Source organism: Wolbachia endosymbiont (group A) of Rhinocyllus conicus, assembly GCF_947250775.1.
GTDB lineage: Bacteria > Pseudomonadota > Alphaproteobacteria > Rickettsiales > Anaplasmataceae > Wolbachia.
The window spans coordinates 672,330-688,547 of record NZ_OX366349.1 but is presented as its reverse complement, the minus strand read 5'-3'; the positions used below and the strand labels follow the sequence as shown (position 1 = coordinate 688,547).

The 16,218-nt window shown below is 34.4% G+C and carries 12 protein-coding genes and 1 pseudogene; 9 read left to right on the top strand and 4 right to left on the bottom strand.

The genetic code is table 11. From position 1 onward, the window contains the following. Nucleotides 1-45: 45 nt before the first annotated feature. Nucleotides 46-1,254, top strand: coding sequence for a 5-aminolevulinate synthase (gene hemA, locus OOK92_RS03470; RefSeq protein ID WP_264736262.1), 1,209 nt, complete (start codon nt 46-48; stop codon nt 1,252-1,254). A 118-nt stretch (nt 1,255-1,372) separates the two neighbouring features. Here hemA and OOK92_RS03465 read toward each other — a convergent pair whose 3' ends face one another. The 3 genes from OOK92_RS03465 to rimM form a co-directional block, all read right to left on the bottom strand. Then, complete coding sequence (locus tag OOK92_RS03465) at nt 1,373-2,068, bottom strand: inositol monophosphatase family protein (RefSeq protein ID WP_264736261.1); 696 nt, start codon at nt 2,066-2,068, stop codon at nt 1,373-1,375. Between the two features lie 8 nt (nt 2,069-2,076). Beyond that, nucleotides 2,077-2,643, bottom strand: a complete 567-nt coding sequence (efp, locus tag OOK92_RS03460) for an elongation factor P (RefSeq protein ID WP_253307236.1) — start codon at nt 2,641-2,643, stop codon at nt 2,077-2,079. A 62-nt stretch (nt 2,644-2,705) separates the two neighbouring features. Then, on the bottom strand, nt 2,706-3,212 hold the full coding sequence (rimM, locus tag OOK92_RS03455) for a ribosome maturation factor RimM (RefSeq protein ID WP_253307237.1): 507 nt from the start codon (nt 3,210-3,212) through the stop codon (nt 2,706-2,708). Nucleotides 3,213-3,332: 120 nt separating this feature from the next. Between rimM and OOK92_RS03450 the strand changes: the two genes are divergently transcribed. Continuing rightward, complete coding sequence (locus tag OOK92_RS03450; protein WP_264736260.1) at nt 3,333-6,842, top strand: hypothetical protein; 3,510 nt, start codon at nt 3,333-3,335, stop codon at nt 6,840-6,842. 10 nt (nt 6,843-6,852) lie between these two features. Here OOK92_RS03450 and OOK92_RS03445 read toward each other — a convergent pair whose 3' ends face one another. Further along, a complete protein-coding gene (locus tag OOK92_RS03445; RefSeq protein ID WP_264736259.1) occupies nt 6,853-8,028 on the bottom strand; it encodes an aspartate aminotransferase family protein in 1,176 nt (391 codons plus the stop codon). Between the two features lie 65 nt (nt 8,029-8,093). On the opposite strand from OOK92_RS03445, the gene OOK92_RS03440 reads away from it, so the two are divergent. The 7 genes and pseudogenes from OOK92_RS03440 to leuS all read left to right on the top strand — a co-directional run bounded on the left by OOK92_RS03440 (nt 8,094) and on the right by leuS (nt 15,918). After that, nucleotides 8,094-9,521 (top strand): sensor histidine kinase, encoded by a 1,428-nt coding sequence (locus OOK92_RS03440; protein WP_264736258.1) that lies wholly within the window; start codon nt 8,094-8,096, stop codon nt 9,519-9,521. Between the two features lie 279 nt (nt 9,522-9,800). Further along, nucleotides 9,801-10,378: pseudogene (locus OOK92_RS03435) on the top strand (winged helix-turn-helix domain-containing protein); the annotation flags it as partial. 565 nt (nt 10,379-10,943) lie between these two features. After that, nucleotides 10,944-12,038: an MFS transporter gene (locus OOK92_RS03430; RefSeq protein WP_264736257.1), complete on the top strand. Its 1,095-nt coding sequence runs from the start codon at nt 10,944-10,946 to the stop codon at nt 12,036-12,038. 60 nt (nt 12,039-12,098) lie between these two features. Next, a complete protein-coding gene (locus OOK92_RS03425; RefSeq protein WP_253307244.1) occupies nt 12,099-12,404 on the top strand; it encodes an integration host factor subunit alpha in 306 nt (101 codons plus the stop codon). Then, the gene (locus OOK92_RS03420; protein WP_264736256.1) at nt 12,404-12,739 is read left to right on the top strand and encodes a MerR family transcriptional regulator; all 336 of its coding nucleotides are present in this window, start codon (nt 12,404-12,406) and stop codon (nt 12,737-12,739) included. Before OOK92_RS03425 ends, OOK92_RS03420 begins: the two co-directional genes overlap by 1 nt. Nucleotides 12,740-12,792: 53 nt before the next feature. Then, nucleotides 12,793-13,398, top strand: coding sequence for a murein hydrolase activator EnvC family protein (locus OOK92_RS03415; RefSeq protein ID WP_253310003.1), 606 nt, complete (start codon nt 12,793-12,795; stop codon nt 13,396-13,398). A 12-nt stretch (nt 13,399-13,410) separates the two neighbouring features. Further along, nucleotides 13,411-15,918 carry a leucine--tRNA ligase gene (gene leuS, locus OOK92_RS03410; protein ID WP_264736255.1) on the top strand — a complete coding sequence of 836 codons (2,508 nt, stop codon included), beginning with the start codon at nt 13,411-13,413 and terminating at the stop codon, nt 15,916-15,918. Nucleotides 15,919-16,218 lie beyond the last annotated feature (300 nt).

The window sequence follows — 16,218 nt, the reverse complement described above, 5'->3', positions numbered from 1 at the left end:
TTTAATAATTTATTATAATTATATTAATTATTAGCGAATGAAAACTTGGTAAACTACGAAGAAATATTCTTAAACAAAATCAAAGATATAAAAGATGAGGGGCGCTACCGTGAATTTACGCACTTTGCGTCATTGCCAGGTAGGCTCCCCCACATTATGGACTATGAAAGAAATAGGGAAGTAATAGTCTGGTGCAGTAATAACTATTTAGGAATGTCACAAAATGAGAAAGTTATTGCCGCTATTCAAAATTCATCAATTGGTGCGGGGGGAACAAGAAATATATCTGGTACAACAAAAGAGGTTGTCGAACTGGAAAAATCCTTAGCTTGTTTGCATAAAAAAGAGGCTGCTTTAACTTTTGCTTGTGGCTACCTTGCTAACCAGACAACACTTAGCACTTTATCGTCTATTATCCCAAATGTAGTAATTTTTTCAGACGAGAAGAACCATTCTTCAATGATAGAAGGCATAAAATCAGGAAAAAGACCAAAACATATATTTAAACACAATGATGTTGATCACTTAGAGCAGTTGTTAAAGTCCGTAGACACAAAAACACCAAAGATAATAGCACTTGAATCCGTATATTCAATGGATGGCGATATAGCGCCGCTTGAAGCGATATGCGATCTTGCAGATCAACATAATGCAATCACCTATTTGGACGAGGTGCACGCAGTTGGCATGTATGGTTCACATGGTGGCGGAATTGCAGAAAGAGAAGGCCTGATGGATAGAATAACCGTCATTCAAGGTACACTATCGAAGGCTTTTGGAGTGATGGGTGGGTATATAGCGTCTTCAAAGAGCTTGGTAGATGTAATAAGAAGTTCCGCTCCAGGATTTATTTTCACCACTGCTATGTCGCCTGTTTTAGCAGCGGCAGCAAAGGCAAGCGTTGAACACCTCAAATCGAGCAACATTGAAAGGGAAAAGCAAAAGCAAGTCGTTGAAAAAGTAAAAAACTCACTGAGAAATACAGGAATTAACTTCATTCCAACAGAAACTCATATAATTCCAATAATAATTGGCGACCCAGAGTTATCCAAAGGAGCATCAAAATTATTATTTGATGAGCATGGAATATACGTTCAACATATAAATTATCCAACAGTGCCAAGAGGAACTGAGCGTTTCCGTATTACCCCTACACCTTATCATACTGATGAAATGATAGAACATTTAACAGAATCTCTTATAAAAGTTTTTGAGAAGTTGTCTATCTCTGTAGCCTGTTTATGCTATAGCTAGTACAGCCCTACGTCATACCGCGATTTATTCGCGGTATCTCAGCATGGATTCCGCTAACAAGTAGCGGAATGACGAGTTTTACGCTTATCAAATTGTAGGTAAACATAAATTACTTTAGCTATAGTTTTATATCTCCAGCAATGATTAGCCCGTTGTCTTCCGTTAGCCTTCCACCGCTTTCTTGCAGAAAAAGTCTACCGAGCAAGGCTTTATATTTGTTAATTCCAGAGTAAATTATTCCACTGTGCCTTCCTGCTGCAAGGTACGCAAAGCCTAAAATTGTTGAACCGATGGAGCGTACATTACTATTGCCAGGCAGCAATTTATTTAATAAATTACCACTTACATCTATTAGACCCCCTTCACGGCTTTTCACCCGCATTTTTATATGACGAGATCTAAAATCCTCAAGAAAAGCACCTTTCTTTTCTTCTGCCCAAAAAGTTTCTCTAAGAGCCGGAGCATCAATTACAGCTGCCACAACTTTATTTTTATGAATGAGACAGACTGATACTGCAAAATAAACCATGCAACTAGAAAAGTTCTCCCTGCCCTCTATAGGCATAATAAACCAAGTGTAACCGTTATCTTTTATTTCTTGGTCAGTATCATCTTCGGAAATAAACCCATAGTCTCGTTTGTAGTCGTGCAAGCAATCGTATATGGTTTGCTTGGATTTTGAATAAGTTTTATTAATGAAGTCTGCTGATTTAACATTAGAAATTTGCAATTCATTAAAATCGCGCATAAGCTGCCTGGAAGCACTACGCACAGAATCAAGCATCACATTAATTCGTGGTGATGAGATGGACATTCTTCCTTTTACTCTTTCACTCTTTCATAATAGCTGTCATCTGGAGTATATACTACAATTTTATCCTCTTCTTTTATAAACTGAGGCACGTTAACGCGCATTCCGTTTTCTAAAATTGCAGGCTTATAAGAAGCAGTAGCAGTTTGTCCTTTAATAACAGACTCTGTTTCTTTCACAGCAAGTGTAACATAATCAGGTACATGCGCAGAAATTATTTTGTCTTGATAAGTTACTACTTTAATTTTCATATTATCTTGCAAATAAATCTTTTTTTCTCCCAATAAGTCCAAATTTATAGTGATTTGCTCGTAATTACTTGGATGCATAAGATTTACAATGTTTCCTTCAGTGAAAAGGTAAACATACTCCTCTTCATCTAAAATTGCTCTTCTGATTGTTGCATCAGAGCGAAATCTTTCATAGTGTTTTGCTCCGGTTTTAATGTTTTTCATTTCGGCTTGTATGTATGCACCACCTTTACCAGGTTGAGTATGCATAATACCTACAACCAAAAATAATCCGCCGTTATGTTCCAACACCTGACCTGGTCTGATATCGTTAGCTCTTTCTGCCATAATTACATTTTCAGTTCGATCTTACAATTATAAATAGCTTTATATAAATATCAAAGTCTTTATTAGTCAATAAATTCTGGCATATTGAGCACCATATACCTCTCCTTCATGTTTATGTGCGGAAACATTTCTTTGGTAAAAGACAGCATAATGCGTTTTTTTGTGCTGATAACTAAAATTTCTAATATATCCCCTGAGCCGAAATTATATATAGATTTTACATTGCCATATAATTCATTACTTTCCAGCCTTACTTCCATATCTACAAGGTCACTTTGATAAAATTCATTCTCATCATTTAGCTTCGGTAGCTTGCTTCTTTCTATATACAGCTTCTTATTCCTTAAAAGCTCTGCTTCATTACGGGAATTTACTCCGCTGATTGTAGCTATTACTAGATTATCACCTATGACGGATACTAAGTCTATTTTATAATTCTCATCACCACTTATTAGCTCACCATATAAGGAGATATTTTCAGGTTTTTCGGTAAAAGTTTTTAATTTAACAGCTCCTTTAATTCCGTGAGGAGAAGTAATCATTCCGAGGCATACCAGATTGTCGTTCATATTAAGATGATAACTAATGTTGGATTTTTTGTCTATAAGGCATAAAATACCTAAAAATGTTTGTTGTAATTCTATCAATACAATGTATTATGGAATACATTGTATTGATAGTGGGAAGATATGAGTCAATGTATTACTAATCAAATAAAAGAGCTTATCCCTCATTTAAAGGAAGTTAATAGTAAGCTACAAGGTGAATCTATAAAGCTCTTCAGTGACAAAGAATCTATAATAGTAGAACGTCGTAAACCTGTTGTTGAAGAGATGCTAAAGCATCTAGAAAGTTCTTCCATCACTAACTGTAATACTATGATTGATGCAGAAACTGGGTTTGGCAAGACTTATGATATTGGATTGTGGAGTCATGCGCTAGCTCAAGCAGGATATCACCATTTAGTTGAACAAGCTAAGAAAATGATAGATGGTGCATTTACTGTAGATGTTAAAACACCTAAAACTGTGCAAGAAATTAAAGATGCGCTGAAAGTCACTGAACCTACAACAATTATAGTAACACATGATCTGCTTTTACAGCAAGAGAATGATCGAAAATTTGAAGAGCAAAACGGTGAAAAGCCTAAATTGTGGGTTAGTGTTGATGAAGCAGATAGCATTAACAAGCAGCAGGCCTTTGAAAATATGTGCAAACTTGATGCGGAATATCCTACGACTTACCTAACCGCAACACCAAAGAAAAGGATCTTAAACAGATGTGGAAAAATTATCAGTCCTACCAGATCAAGTAGACGCTGCATTGCAGACACTATCAAAACAGTAAATGTTATTGCAAAAACTAATGAAAGAGAAAAATTCAATCGAGCATTCGTGGTGAATGTTGCTGCTACCATAATACCTTTAATTACATTATTCCCTATTATAAATAGTAATGTTGCTGCAATAATTGGTCTAACTTCAGATTATTGGCTGTATTCCGCTTTAATTAATAATCTATACTTTACAATTTCTTTCGTTATACTTTCTATAGTAATGTTGCCAATTTGGTGGGTGTTGACCAAAATAACTGGAGTAGAATCAAAAGAACTGCTCCTTAGGTTTGCTGCTAACGTGCGCAGCTTATTTACTAGGGAAAAGTCTAGTCCAGCTCATGAATATGTTGAAGAATGTGAAGAAGTTTTTAATTACAATAAACTTGTTGACTCTGATAATCTGCTGGAATCTGTAAGGTGGAACGTACAAAGCCCAATTGGGGAAAATGCTCTTATTCTAGTTGATGATGTGAATAGCATAATTAACCTTAGCTTTGCATTGCAAGGTAAGAATAATTTGGTATATGAAGATGGTACGCGTTATGAAGTTTATAATAAATTTCAGCCTGAAGGGATGTCGTACCAAGATTACAGACTCAAATTACGTCAATCAAACTTTATAAACTGCGTTAAAAAGCAACACCCTGGTCTAACGGAAGAACAGATATCTAAATTGAAAGACAAGGTAGATTTTAGCAATACTGCTAAGTATCTAGAATACAGAGTAATGCACTCAATGATTGATCTTACACTTTCGTATTTAGTGGAATGCGATAACACCGCTTTGGATAAACAAAGAAGAAAAGATTTAGGTGGATTAATAGAAGAGGTTAAAAATAAGGTTAGTACTGCTAATGATAGCAGCATTACAGATTTTCTAAAGAAAAAAGGTTTTAGTGAGCAATTCGCTAGGGATGAGCTTTTACCACAGATAAAGACAGTAATTAAAGCATTGAGTAAAAGCAATGATAAACAACGCAGTCTAATAGTTGATAACTGGCACTTAAGCAAGGAGTTACATAGTTTCATAGAACAACAGGGGGATGTACTACATAACCTAAACGACTTCTGCGAAAAAAATAAATGTATTTTTGCAGGACTTGGAAAAAATGATCTTGATATTAGACAAGATAAACCTTTCTTTAAAATCATGCATGATAGCAAAAGTCAATACGAAGCTGACTATTGTAATTATGACCAAGGCGATTTAAATACATTAGCTAAATATGCGTTGACAACAATTATAGACGAGTCAAAAGGCCGTGGTTTCGATGGTGAGTATAATCACGTTGCATCAATATTTACAGATTCAACTAGTCAGTTCAACAATCCAGCAGAAGCTTTGCAGAATTTGGGAAGAAATAGAGAACGCAATCCTAACAGGCAACCTTGGTTTTTTGCTGCTGGAGGTGAAAAAATTGAGTTATTTGTAGATAAAGTTTTAGCAAAATTAAAAAGCGCACCGCAGGATTTTTGTCAAAAGGTTTTATTTCCAGCCACTGATAGGTACAATAAACTAATAAAAAATAGAATGGGAATAGAGCTTGGAGAAAAAATAGAGATCTATATTAGCGAAAACATGGATGCACTAGGAAATATCGATGACGCAGCTCTGAAAAAATTTTCAAAGGATTTGATAAAAGAGGTGTATGAAAAAGTACATGATATAAATGATTTTGACGTAGGAAAGACAGAAGAAGATTTACGTAAGATTTTAAAAAGCACAGAAAAATATCTTTGTTCATATGAAGATAGGATAAAAAATAATGGTAAGTTATCTTTTACAAACAAGGTAATTTTCTTTGTTGCAAGCACAGTTGCCAAAATTGTTTATTATATATGGTTTGCATTTGATTATGTAATCTTTCTGGCTAAATCATGTACTCTGAATAAAAAAACTGATGGACAAAATGTACTAACATATGCTTATGTGGTAAGAAACTACAGCCTTGAGAATGTACTAAAGTCTGAAAAAGTCTTTGATAAAGCTTCTGAAATAGCTCAAAATGCTTATCAAAGTTTTAGGGACAAATCTTATTCTGCTTCCAATCTTTCTAAGTGCATGGAAAAAATAGTAGGTCTTTTTCAAAATAAAGTTTATATCAATGCACTGGATAAATCAATTTCTTCATTATTGTTGAAAAAGGAAGGTCAAGAGCATTTATTAACAGTGCTAAATGCAATCTATCTTGATCAAGATAACAAAGACAAGTTAGAAAAAATTATTGCTTTTAAAAAGGATTTAAGGGAATTAAAGTGTGGAGAAATGGCAAAGAAGTACTGTGAAAGTAATACTTACCAAGATACTGATCTGTGTAAGATTGTTCAATGGATAAATGGTGTTAATGAAGAAATTACTAAGTGCCAAGCGTATTATCATAATGTAAATACGTTAACTAATATTAATGAGCCAAAACTGAAAACTGATCATGGCTTATTTAATATTAGAGTTGTGTATAGCCGAGAAACGCTCTATAATTCTTATGGAAGACCTCACCATTCACATTCTAAGTTGCTATTTTTTGCAAGATTAAATTGCGTAGTAAGATATGTCGTTGTCATGATGTTATTTCCACATCTACTTGAATCTGTTACTCCAATAGGTTCTTTACTTGTAAACATAGTGCTGTTCGCAATGGTCTTTTATCCTGAAAAACCTAGAGAATTTCTATTTAATGATAATATTCAAAATGATTCATGCTCTGCAGTAAATGAACTAGACTTATTAAGTAAGCAGTCTGAAGTTAAATGCATGAATGAAACGGCTAATGATGTTAATCTCACTGCTACTAACTTATTTTCAGTCCTGATACAGCCAATACCTCATGAAGAGAAATCTCCTTATGTGTCTGCATCTGCTTGATACGTAGCACTTAATCAGAAGATTTTTCAGATAAGTATTGTCTAAGAATCTCAATTCCTTCATCAATCTCTTTTTCAGTGATAATTAGTGGAGGTAGAATTCTCACAACGTTATCTGATGTTACTCCAACAGTGAGTAAACCACGATGACTTAACTCTTCTGCAAACTTTTTATTGTTTGCTTTCACCTTTATTCCAAGCATTAACCCTTTCCCTCTCACTTCTTCTATTATTGGAAATTTACTTGCTAAGTCTTCTAATTTATTTTTTAAATACTTACCTCTAATTTCAACATTTTTCAAAAAGCCAGGACTTAGCAATTCTTCAAGCACAACATTGCCTATTGAAGTTGCAAGCGGATTGCCACCAAAAGTGGAACCGTGCATACCGACCGCCATATACTTAGCAGCCCTTTCAGTCGCAAGACAAGCCCCTAGCGGAAACCCGCCACCTATTCCCTTTGCAAGAGCACATATATCAGGTTCCACTCCTATATGTTCGTATGCGAATAATTTTCCTGTTCTACCAGCACCGCATTGTATGCAATCAAAAAATAACAATATGTCATTTTCATCACACAGCTTTCTTAGTTCTTTCATAAAGGCTTCATTCATTACTTTGATACCACCTTGCCCTTGTATTGGTTCTATTAATATAACACCTATGTCATTAGAAATTGCTTTCTTTATGCTCTCAATATTGGGCTCGATGTTATCACACCAATCAATGTAGGGATTTAGTAATTCAGAAAATTTCTGTTTATCGTTTGTAGCACAAGTTAAAAAGGTTCTTCCATGAAATGCACCATGGAATGTTAAAATTCTGTGACGGTTTTTATTGCCTTTTCCGTTTTGATAGACCCTAGCAATCTTAAGCCCACATTCTACTGCCTCTGATCCAGAATTTGAGAAAAATACAGTGTCAGCGAAACTGTTGTTTATTAATTTTTCTGCAAAATTATTGGCAGCAGGTATATTATAGGTATTTGATATATGCCATAATTCTTCTCCTTGCAATTTTAGAGCACTAATTAATCGCGAATTGGTGTGACCTAAGCTACTAACGGCTATTCCAGAGTGAAAATCTACGTAGCGCTTACCGTCAATATCATACAAGTAAATACCTTTACCATAAGAAAAATTTATGTTAACAGGAGAATAAACTGGCAAAATAGGAGAAATTGTCATAAAATATTATATGCTAAATTTTATTATTAATAACATAAAAACCGTTGTTTCACAATAAGAAGAATATGTATAAGCTAGGTAAATCAATGTTTTCTGCGCTGGAGAAAAACAAATACACAAAAGTTATTGCATTACTCTCATCGATCTTTATGATTTCATTCAGTGTGATATATTGTAATTATTTACTAAGGAGTAATTTCCTTTCTTCTTACCGTGATTCAAGTGTAAACTTAAAAAGTATACTGGAAAATGGCATAATAAAAAAATACCATTATTTACTAATAGAAAAGCATCACATTAAATACAAAAATTTTGACTACATAAACCAACTGGTAAAACTGCGTGCTGAATTATTACAATCAGTGAGCAAAGTAAAGGATTTCAGCTTAATACTGTATGATCAAAACAGCAGAATAATATTCAGTAATTTTAACACTCAAGATTATGATTATGAACAGTTACTTACAAACGATGAAATTGATGAACTATTAAGTAACCAAGAAATATTTTATACTACAGGAAATACATTAACTTCTATTTTTCCTATATTCCATGAAAATAGCGTTAAACCTTCGTTTTTTTTGAAGATTCTTCGAAACTACAATAATTCTTATGTTATAGCATATGGCCTATTTTTAACATTTTTGGGCTTATTATTAATAATTTTAATATTAATAATGTTCTATTTGCAATTTTCTAATACCCAAATGCTAGCCAAGCAACATAAAACTAACATTGAATTACAGCAGATAAAAGAGGCATTAGAGCAAGAAAATGCAAATAAGCTAAAATTTTTTGCAAGCGTTACACATGAATTACGCACACCTCTTAATGCTATTATTGGATTTGCGGAGTTGATCAAAAATGAAACTTTAGGTTCAATGGATAACTCTCAATACAAGGAGTATGCAGACGATATATATAATGCAGGAACACACTTACTTACCTTAATTAATGATGTGTTAGATTTTTCAAAAGCTGAATCAAGTAGTTTAACAGTAGAAAAAGTGAAGTTTAACCTGAACAAAATAATAGATTCATGCGTAAATATGCTATTACCTAAATTAAAAGAAGCCGGGATTAATTTAAAAAAAGAGACGACTAATAAACAATTATTAGTCATTGCAGATCCTAAGAGAATGAAACAAGTTATAATAAATTTATTATCAAACTCAATCAAGTTTACTCCCAAAGATGGTTTAATAAGAATGGTGATAAAAGAAAATATAGAAAAAAACTTATTAACTATTGAGTTTCATGACAATGGAATAGGAATAATGCAGCAGGATATATATAAAGTTATGTCTGTTTTTGGCCAAGCAGATTCGGGATATAGAAATGAAGGTACGGGCATCGGATTACCGCTAAGCAAGAAATTAGTAGAGTTAATGGGTGGAACTTTCGACATTAAAAGTGAAGCAAAACTTGGTACTACAATAACATTGAACTTCTTTTATGAAGAACAAACATGTGAAGATTCGATTGATTTTTAATAGGATCTATTTGATATGGTCTTGAAAACCACACTTTATCAAAAGCAGCAAGCCGAGAAGGTAGGTACCTTCTGGCTAGTCAACAAGAAAATTATAAAAATTGAATCTCAAGCTGTATTGTAAAATCAAAAAATACTTCTAACTGTGTAGCGGTATACAGATTATAGTTAGTGGATATGTTGATAAGTAAATTAGTTATACCAATTCCCGCTATACAAGTAACGGATAGACAATAATGGAAAAAAGCCATACTGGAGTAAGTAAAATAGCGAGGTTTAAATGGCATTAAGATCAAAATTATTGGATGAAAAAGTGAGCAAAAGAAATGCTGAAGAAAGTAAGAAATAATGCATATGTTGCAAAAAAACTAAATGCTGTAATTGCAGCAAAAAAGCATAGTATAACAGCCGTAGCAAAAATATGTTGCATTTCAAGAAAGGCACTTACTGCATGACCTAAAATTTGGCAGAGAAGAAAAATTATTTGCTCCACCTCAACGCCGTAGAAAAACTATATTGAACCAAAGTCAACGTGAACAAGTTGAAGCATGGATACAAGAAAATCCCAACATTACCATTAAAGAAACGAGAATAAAAATTCAGGAAAGGTTTGGTTTAGCAAGTCTACAGTACACCGTAATATGCAAAGAATGAAATTCTCATATATCACACCAAGACCAGTGCATAACGGACAAGATAAAAGTAAACAAGAGGAGTTTAAAAAAAAATCTTAATGAAACTATTGTCATGTATCCTGAAAAAGAGCTGTTTTTCTTCGATGAATCGCGGTTTGGCACACATTCAAAGATTGGACACGGGTGGTTTAAAAAAGGCATTAGGACACAGGTTAAGGTAAAACCACTATAAGGACTATCTTGTACGTTGGGATCAGCTCCCTGATCTAACAAGCATTGGACTAGTGGTGCACATGCAGCACTTTTCCTGCATTGAATGGAAATGTGCAGTAGCGTTGTTTCTACTTCATAACCATCATCTAATTTGAATCTGAAGTTTGGATTAAATTCACCACTTTTCCATTCTTCATATACATTATTAAGTTCTTCTCTCAGCTAATTTTTTATTTCATCATAAATCTCAATAGAATCACCCTTACCAGAATCAATGGTGTCACTTATTCTTGCTAATATATTGTCAAACTTTTTGAATTGAGATTTATCTTGTGGTGCCATATTACCAACCTCTAGAATAAAATTATTTAATTGTACAATAAAGCTAAAGGAAGTCAAGTCCAGCACTTATTCAGGAAACAATAGCTTAAAAAGAGACTTAGTGTTAAATTTCTAATAGATTACTTATAAAAATAAATCTTATGGAAAGCAGAGCTAAGGTTTGGTTCATTTGGCTGATCAGTAACTTGGTTGTTATATTCAGCAATATTCAGATAGTTTATACTTTTATAAGTGTGAATCTTGAAAAAGAACTTGGACTTACAATCGCGCAAGTTGCGCTAGCTAACTCAGTATATACTTGGACTTTTGCTATCTTACAATTTTTTAGTGGGGCAACGTTTAATGTTTTTTCCAGTAAAAAAATTTATTTTTTCTCGTTATCAACTATGATCTTGGGGTTTTTTGTCCTTATTAATAGTGACAATTTTTCCCATTTGATTTTATCTCAAGTATTGATTGCAACTGGAGCATCATTTGGTTTTATTGGTGCTGCTCATACAAGTAGCATATGTTTTTCCGTTGCCCAATTTGGATTAATGTTTTCACTAGTGCAGACAATTTCAAGTCTTTCCGCTTTGGTGATTCAAATGTTGTTCTCTAGCTTGCTTGCTGAAGGTGCAGATTGGAAGAATCTGATTGTATGCATAATACTATTTGGTGTGTTGATATTTGTACTTACGCTTTTTTGTCCAAACACACTTCCAGAAAGCAGTTCAGAAGAATGCACAATAAAAAGCTCTATAAGAACAGTAATGTGCTCTGTACTCACAGTGCTAAAATTAAGAGATATCTGGATAACTTCAGTGGTGGGTGCTATTACTTTTGGAACATTTTTAGCACTGAATACCTTGTGGGCTCCAAGGTTACTGAGCAACTTAGAACTTGATGCAGTGGAGTCAGGTGTAGCAACCGCAATATTATGGCTTGGTCTTGCAGTTGGTGCTCCAATTGCAGATCGAATCTCAAATCTATTTAAAAATAGAAGGCATGTAATCTCTGCTTTTGCTCTGTTACAAGGTATTTCAATGATTATTTTGTTGTGCAGCCACTTAACAGTCCACGTTGTGTACTTTTGTATGTTAATGTTCGGGTTTTTTGCGGGAGGACATATGCTTAATTTTACTGTCGGCAGCGAGATTGTGAAACGAAAATACATTAGCACATCATCATCCATTATCAATGGGTTTATGTTTATTGTCAGCGGAATTATAGTGTCAATGCTAGCACTTTTTACAGATCATCAAATGGCGCTTTTTGCAATATTTGTAATGTTGGCAGTTGCTAGTATTTTAAATTATGCTACAGAAGAGACATACCCTAAAAAATAAAGTAGCTGAATCTCGAGTCGATTGCTATATTATATTTATGTATTGTAATATTTATCAATAATGGATCACGTTACAACAAAAGACACAACAGTAACTAAGGCAACGATAGCTGAAAATATAAACCAAGAAATAGGATTATCAAAGGAAGACTCTGCTTCGATAATAGATGATATATTGAACGAAATAAAGACAAGCTTGGTAAAGGATGGAATAGTAAAAATATCGTCATTTGGAACATTCTTGGTTAAGAAAAAGAAGGAAAGACCAGGAAATATACCAAATACATCAGAGAAAGTGATGATTCAGGCAAGAAATTCAATTTCTTTTAGGCCTTCAAAAATTATAAAAAAATTAATCAATAATTAATGAATAAGGAAAAATTATTTTATACGATTGGGGAAGTAGCTGAAGAGCTACATTTGGAACAGCATGTTTTAAGATTTTGGGAAGGTCAATTTCATCAAATTAAGCCTACAAAGCGTAAAGGAAGAAGGCTATATGATCTTAAGTGTATAGAGGCCATAAAGAAAGTAAAATACATGCTACATGATAAAGGATATACAATAAAAGGAGTGCAAAAAGAATTTGGTAATGATATAAAAGTCAATCGTGATCCAAAGAATTTGTTGCAAGAACTTACCGATTTGAGGGATTATTTAACTAGTAAAATAAATAACGAGGAAAGTAACGAACAGGCGTGAAACACTACGTCTCGCTAAAATTTTGGAGTTTTGTGAGAGTTGATATATCTAAAATGTGGCATATAGCTTCATTTCTTATATTATTAGCAATATTAATAGGCTGTGGCCTGCAAAAACCTGCACCTGTGCTGCTTAAAGGCGAAGAATTTTACGGAAAAAGAGAGCTGGAATATACAAGAGAGTACCATTTAATTAGGGAGCCTTTAATAAAAAAAGAAAATAGAAAAGCCATCATAAACAGGATATACAAAGATAACAATAATGCACAAAACGTGGGGGTAAATTGCAAATTTGTAATGCCAGTTAAAGGTACAGTTATTTCAGCTACCTCTTCTGATGAAATGTGTAAGGATGGCATAAAAATTGCTGCTCAAAATGGAACGAATGTAGTTGCCTCTGCACCCGGCAAAGTGGTATATGTAGGCAAAGGGCTGAGATGGTATGGAAATTTAATTATAGTAGAACACAAAGATAATTACATGACTGTGTACTCCTATTTAAAAAACATACATGTTGAAATTGGTGATAAAGTAAAGCAAGGTCAAGTGATTGGATCTGCAGGTAAATCAAGCACACAAGATAAAGATCCACAGATGTGTTTCACAATACGGCATAATGGCCAAGCGGTTGATCCTTTGATGCATGTGAACTGTAATTGAATTTGGATTTATATGAAATATGATTTTAAAAGTGTTGAAAAATTTTATCAAGATAAATGGGATTTTTCTGTAAGCAAGAATAGTGAACAAGAGAAATGTTACGTATTGGAGATGTTTCCATATCCATCCGGTAAAATTCATATGGGGCACTTACGTAACTATGCAATAGGGGATGTGATAGCGCGTTACAAGAGAGCTCGTGGATTTGAGGTTTTGCATCCAATTGGCTGGGATGCGTTTGGATTACCAGCTGAAAATGCAGCAAGGGACAATAATATTAGCCCTGAAACATGGACAAAAGAGAATATAGATAATATGCGTACACAGTTGAAATCTATAGGTCTTTCTTATAATTGGGAGCGTGAACTCTCCACATGTGAGCCTGATTACTACAAACACGAACAAAAATTTTTCCTGGATTTTTTAAAGCATGGGCTTGCCTATCGAAAAGAGTCATGGGTTAACTGGGATCCAGTGGACCAAACAGTGCTTGCAAATGAACAGGTGGTTGATGGAAAAGGGTGGCGATCAGGTGCAGTTGTTGAAAAACGTAAGTTGTCCCAATGGTTTTTAAAGATTACTGATTTCGCTGAAGACTTACTCAAGTGCCTGCAAAGTTTGAAAAATTGGCCAGAAAAAGTCAAAACAATGCAGGAGCGTTGGATAGGAAAATCTGAAGGAGCAACTATAGAGTTTGAAGTAGTTGGCTTAAATAAGAAATTGAAGGTTTTTACAACTTATCCTCATACTTTATTTGGGGCTTCTTTTTGTGCAGTGGCAGCAGAGCACCCTATTGTGCAGGATTTAAAAAATAAAGAAATACAGGACTTTATCGATAACATAAAAACAAATGGGGAGAATGATGAAAAAATAGGAGTTTACACCGGATTAAACGTTAAGCATCCATTTCTTGATAAGGAATTGCCGCTTTACATAGCGAATTTTGTGTTGATGGAATATGGGGAAGGCGCGATTTTTGGTTGCCCTGCACATGATCAGCGTGATTTTGAATTTGTACAGAAATATAATTTGCCGATTATTCCCGTTATTTCTTCAGCCCACTTAGGTGTCATTCCAGCGCGTGACGCTGGAATCCAGAATTCTTACAATGGATCCCAGTGTCGAAGCACTGGGATGACAAAGGAGGCGTATACTGGCGATGGGGTAATGTTCAATTCTGAATTCTTAAACGGATTAACGGTAAGTAGAGCAAAGGAAGTAATCATTAAAAAGCTCAAAGAAAAAGGGATAGGTGAGAAAACAACAAACTATCGTTTACATGATTGGGGAATTTCGAGACAACGTTATTGGGGATGCCCTATACCTATAATATATTGTAAAGATTGTGGAACTGTGCAAGTGCCAGAAAAAGACCTTCCTGTAGTTCTACCTGCAGATGTAGAATTTACAAGTGGTGGCAATCCGCTGGATAAGCACCCAACTTGGAAGTTCGTTGATTGCCCAAAATGTGGAAAGCAAGCAGAGCGTGAAACTGATACATTCGACACCTTTTTTGAGTCTTCCTGGTATTTTGCTGCATTCTGTAGTGAAGATAAATCAATAGACAAAGATGCATGTAATCGTTTTATGCCTGTTGATTATTATATAGGTGGGATAGAACATGCAATTCTGCATTTGCTTTACTCACGATTTTTCTGCCGTGCTTTAACCAAATGTGGCTATTTTGCTATTAAAGAGCCTTTCTCTACTTTAATCACTCAAGGAATGGTCTGCCATGCAACTTATAAAGACGAAAATGGTAAGTGGCTATTTCCCGCAGAAGCAAAAGAGTTGATTGCACAAGGAGCTAAGGTTCAAGTGGGCAAAGTTGAAAAAATGAGCAAGTCGAAAAAGAACACAGTTGATCCAAATTTTATCATAGAAAAGTATGGTGCTGATACTGCTCGCTTGTTTGTGTTGTCCGACACTCCTCCAGAAAAAGATATGGAATGGTCCGATGATGGCGTGGAAGGTTGTTCTCGTTATGTAAATAAATTGTGGCGTATGGTCATGCAGCTGAGACCTGTAAATATACACTATGATAATGAAAGTATTACGGGTGGACTTCTAGAGTACAGAAAAAAAATTCATAAACTCTTACACGGACTTACAGATGACTTGGAAAACTGCAGATTAAACTGTGTAGTGGCAAAATTTCGTGAGATGACGAACTTAATAGCTGAAATAGATGTAAAAACTGGAAAATCTCTTATTGATGAAGGTATATGTATATTAATCAGAGTAATCGAACCATTCATACCACATCTAGCTGAAAGCCTATGGCAAGAAATAGGAGGTCAACCTTGGCCAAAAGCTGATGAATCATTATTAGTTGACGATACGGTAACTATAGCAGTGCAAATCAATGGAAAATTACGCACAACAATAAAGGTAGCAATTAACTTACCTCAAGAAGAATTGAAGAAAATAGCGATAGACTCTGTGTCCAGTAAGATCGGTCAAAGCAAAGTTCGCACTGTATATGCTGTACCAAATAAGATAGTAAATATAGTTATATAAAAAATCCGAGTGTATCTGTTCAGGCAATGGCGTCAACTTAAGGGAAAATATCAGTGATAGTGTATAAAATTTCTCTCTAAAATTTTTACCATTAAATTACCCAAAAGCTGCAATAAACAGCACTTTTGTTTCTGTTTTATAGTATTTTCAAAAGCGAATGATAAAGGTATAATATATTCTATACTGAGAATATGCACGAGCTCCAAGAGGAGAAAAAATATATGCTGATGTTCCAGGAAAAAAGCGGGAAAGAGTGAGTATAATAGGTGGATGGATTAAAAAGAAGTTTATTGCACCAAT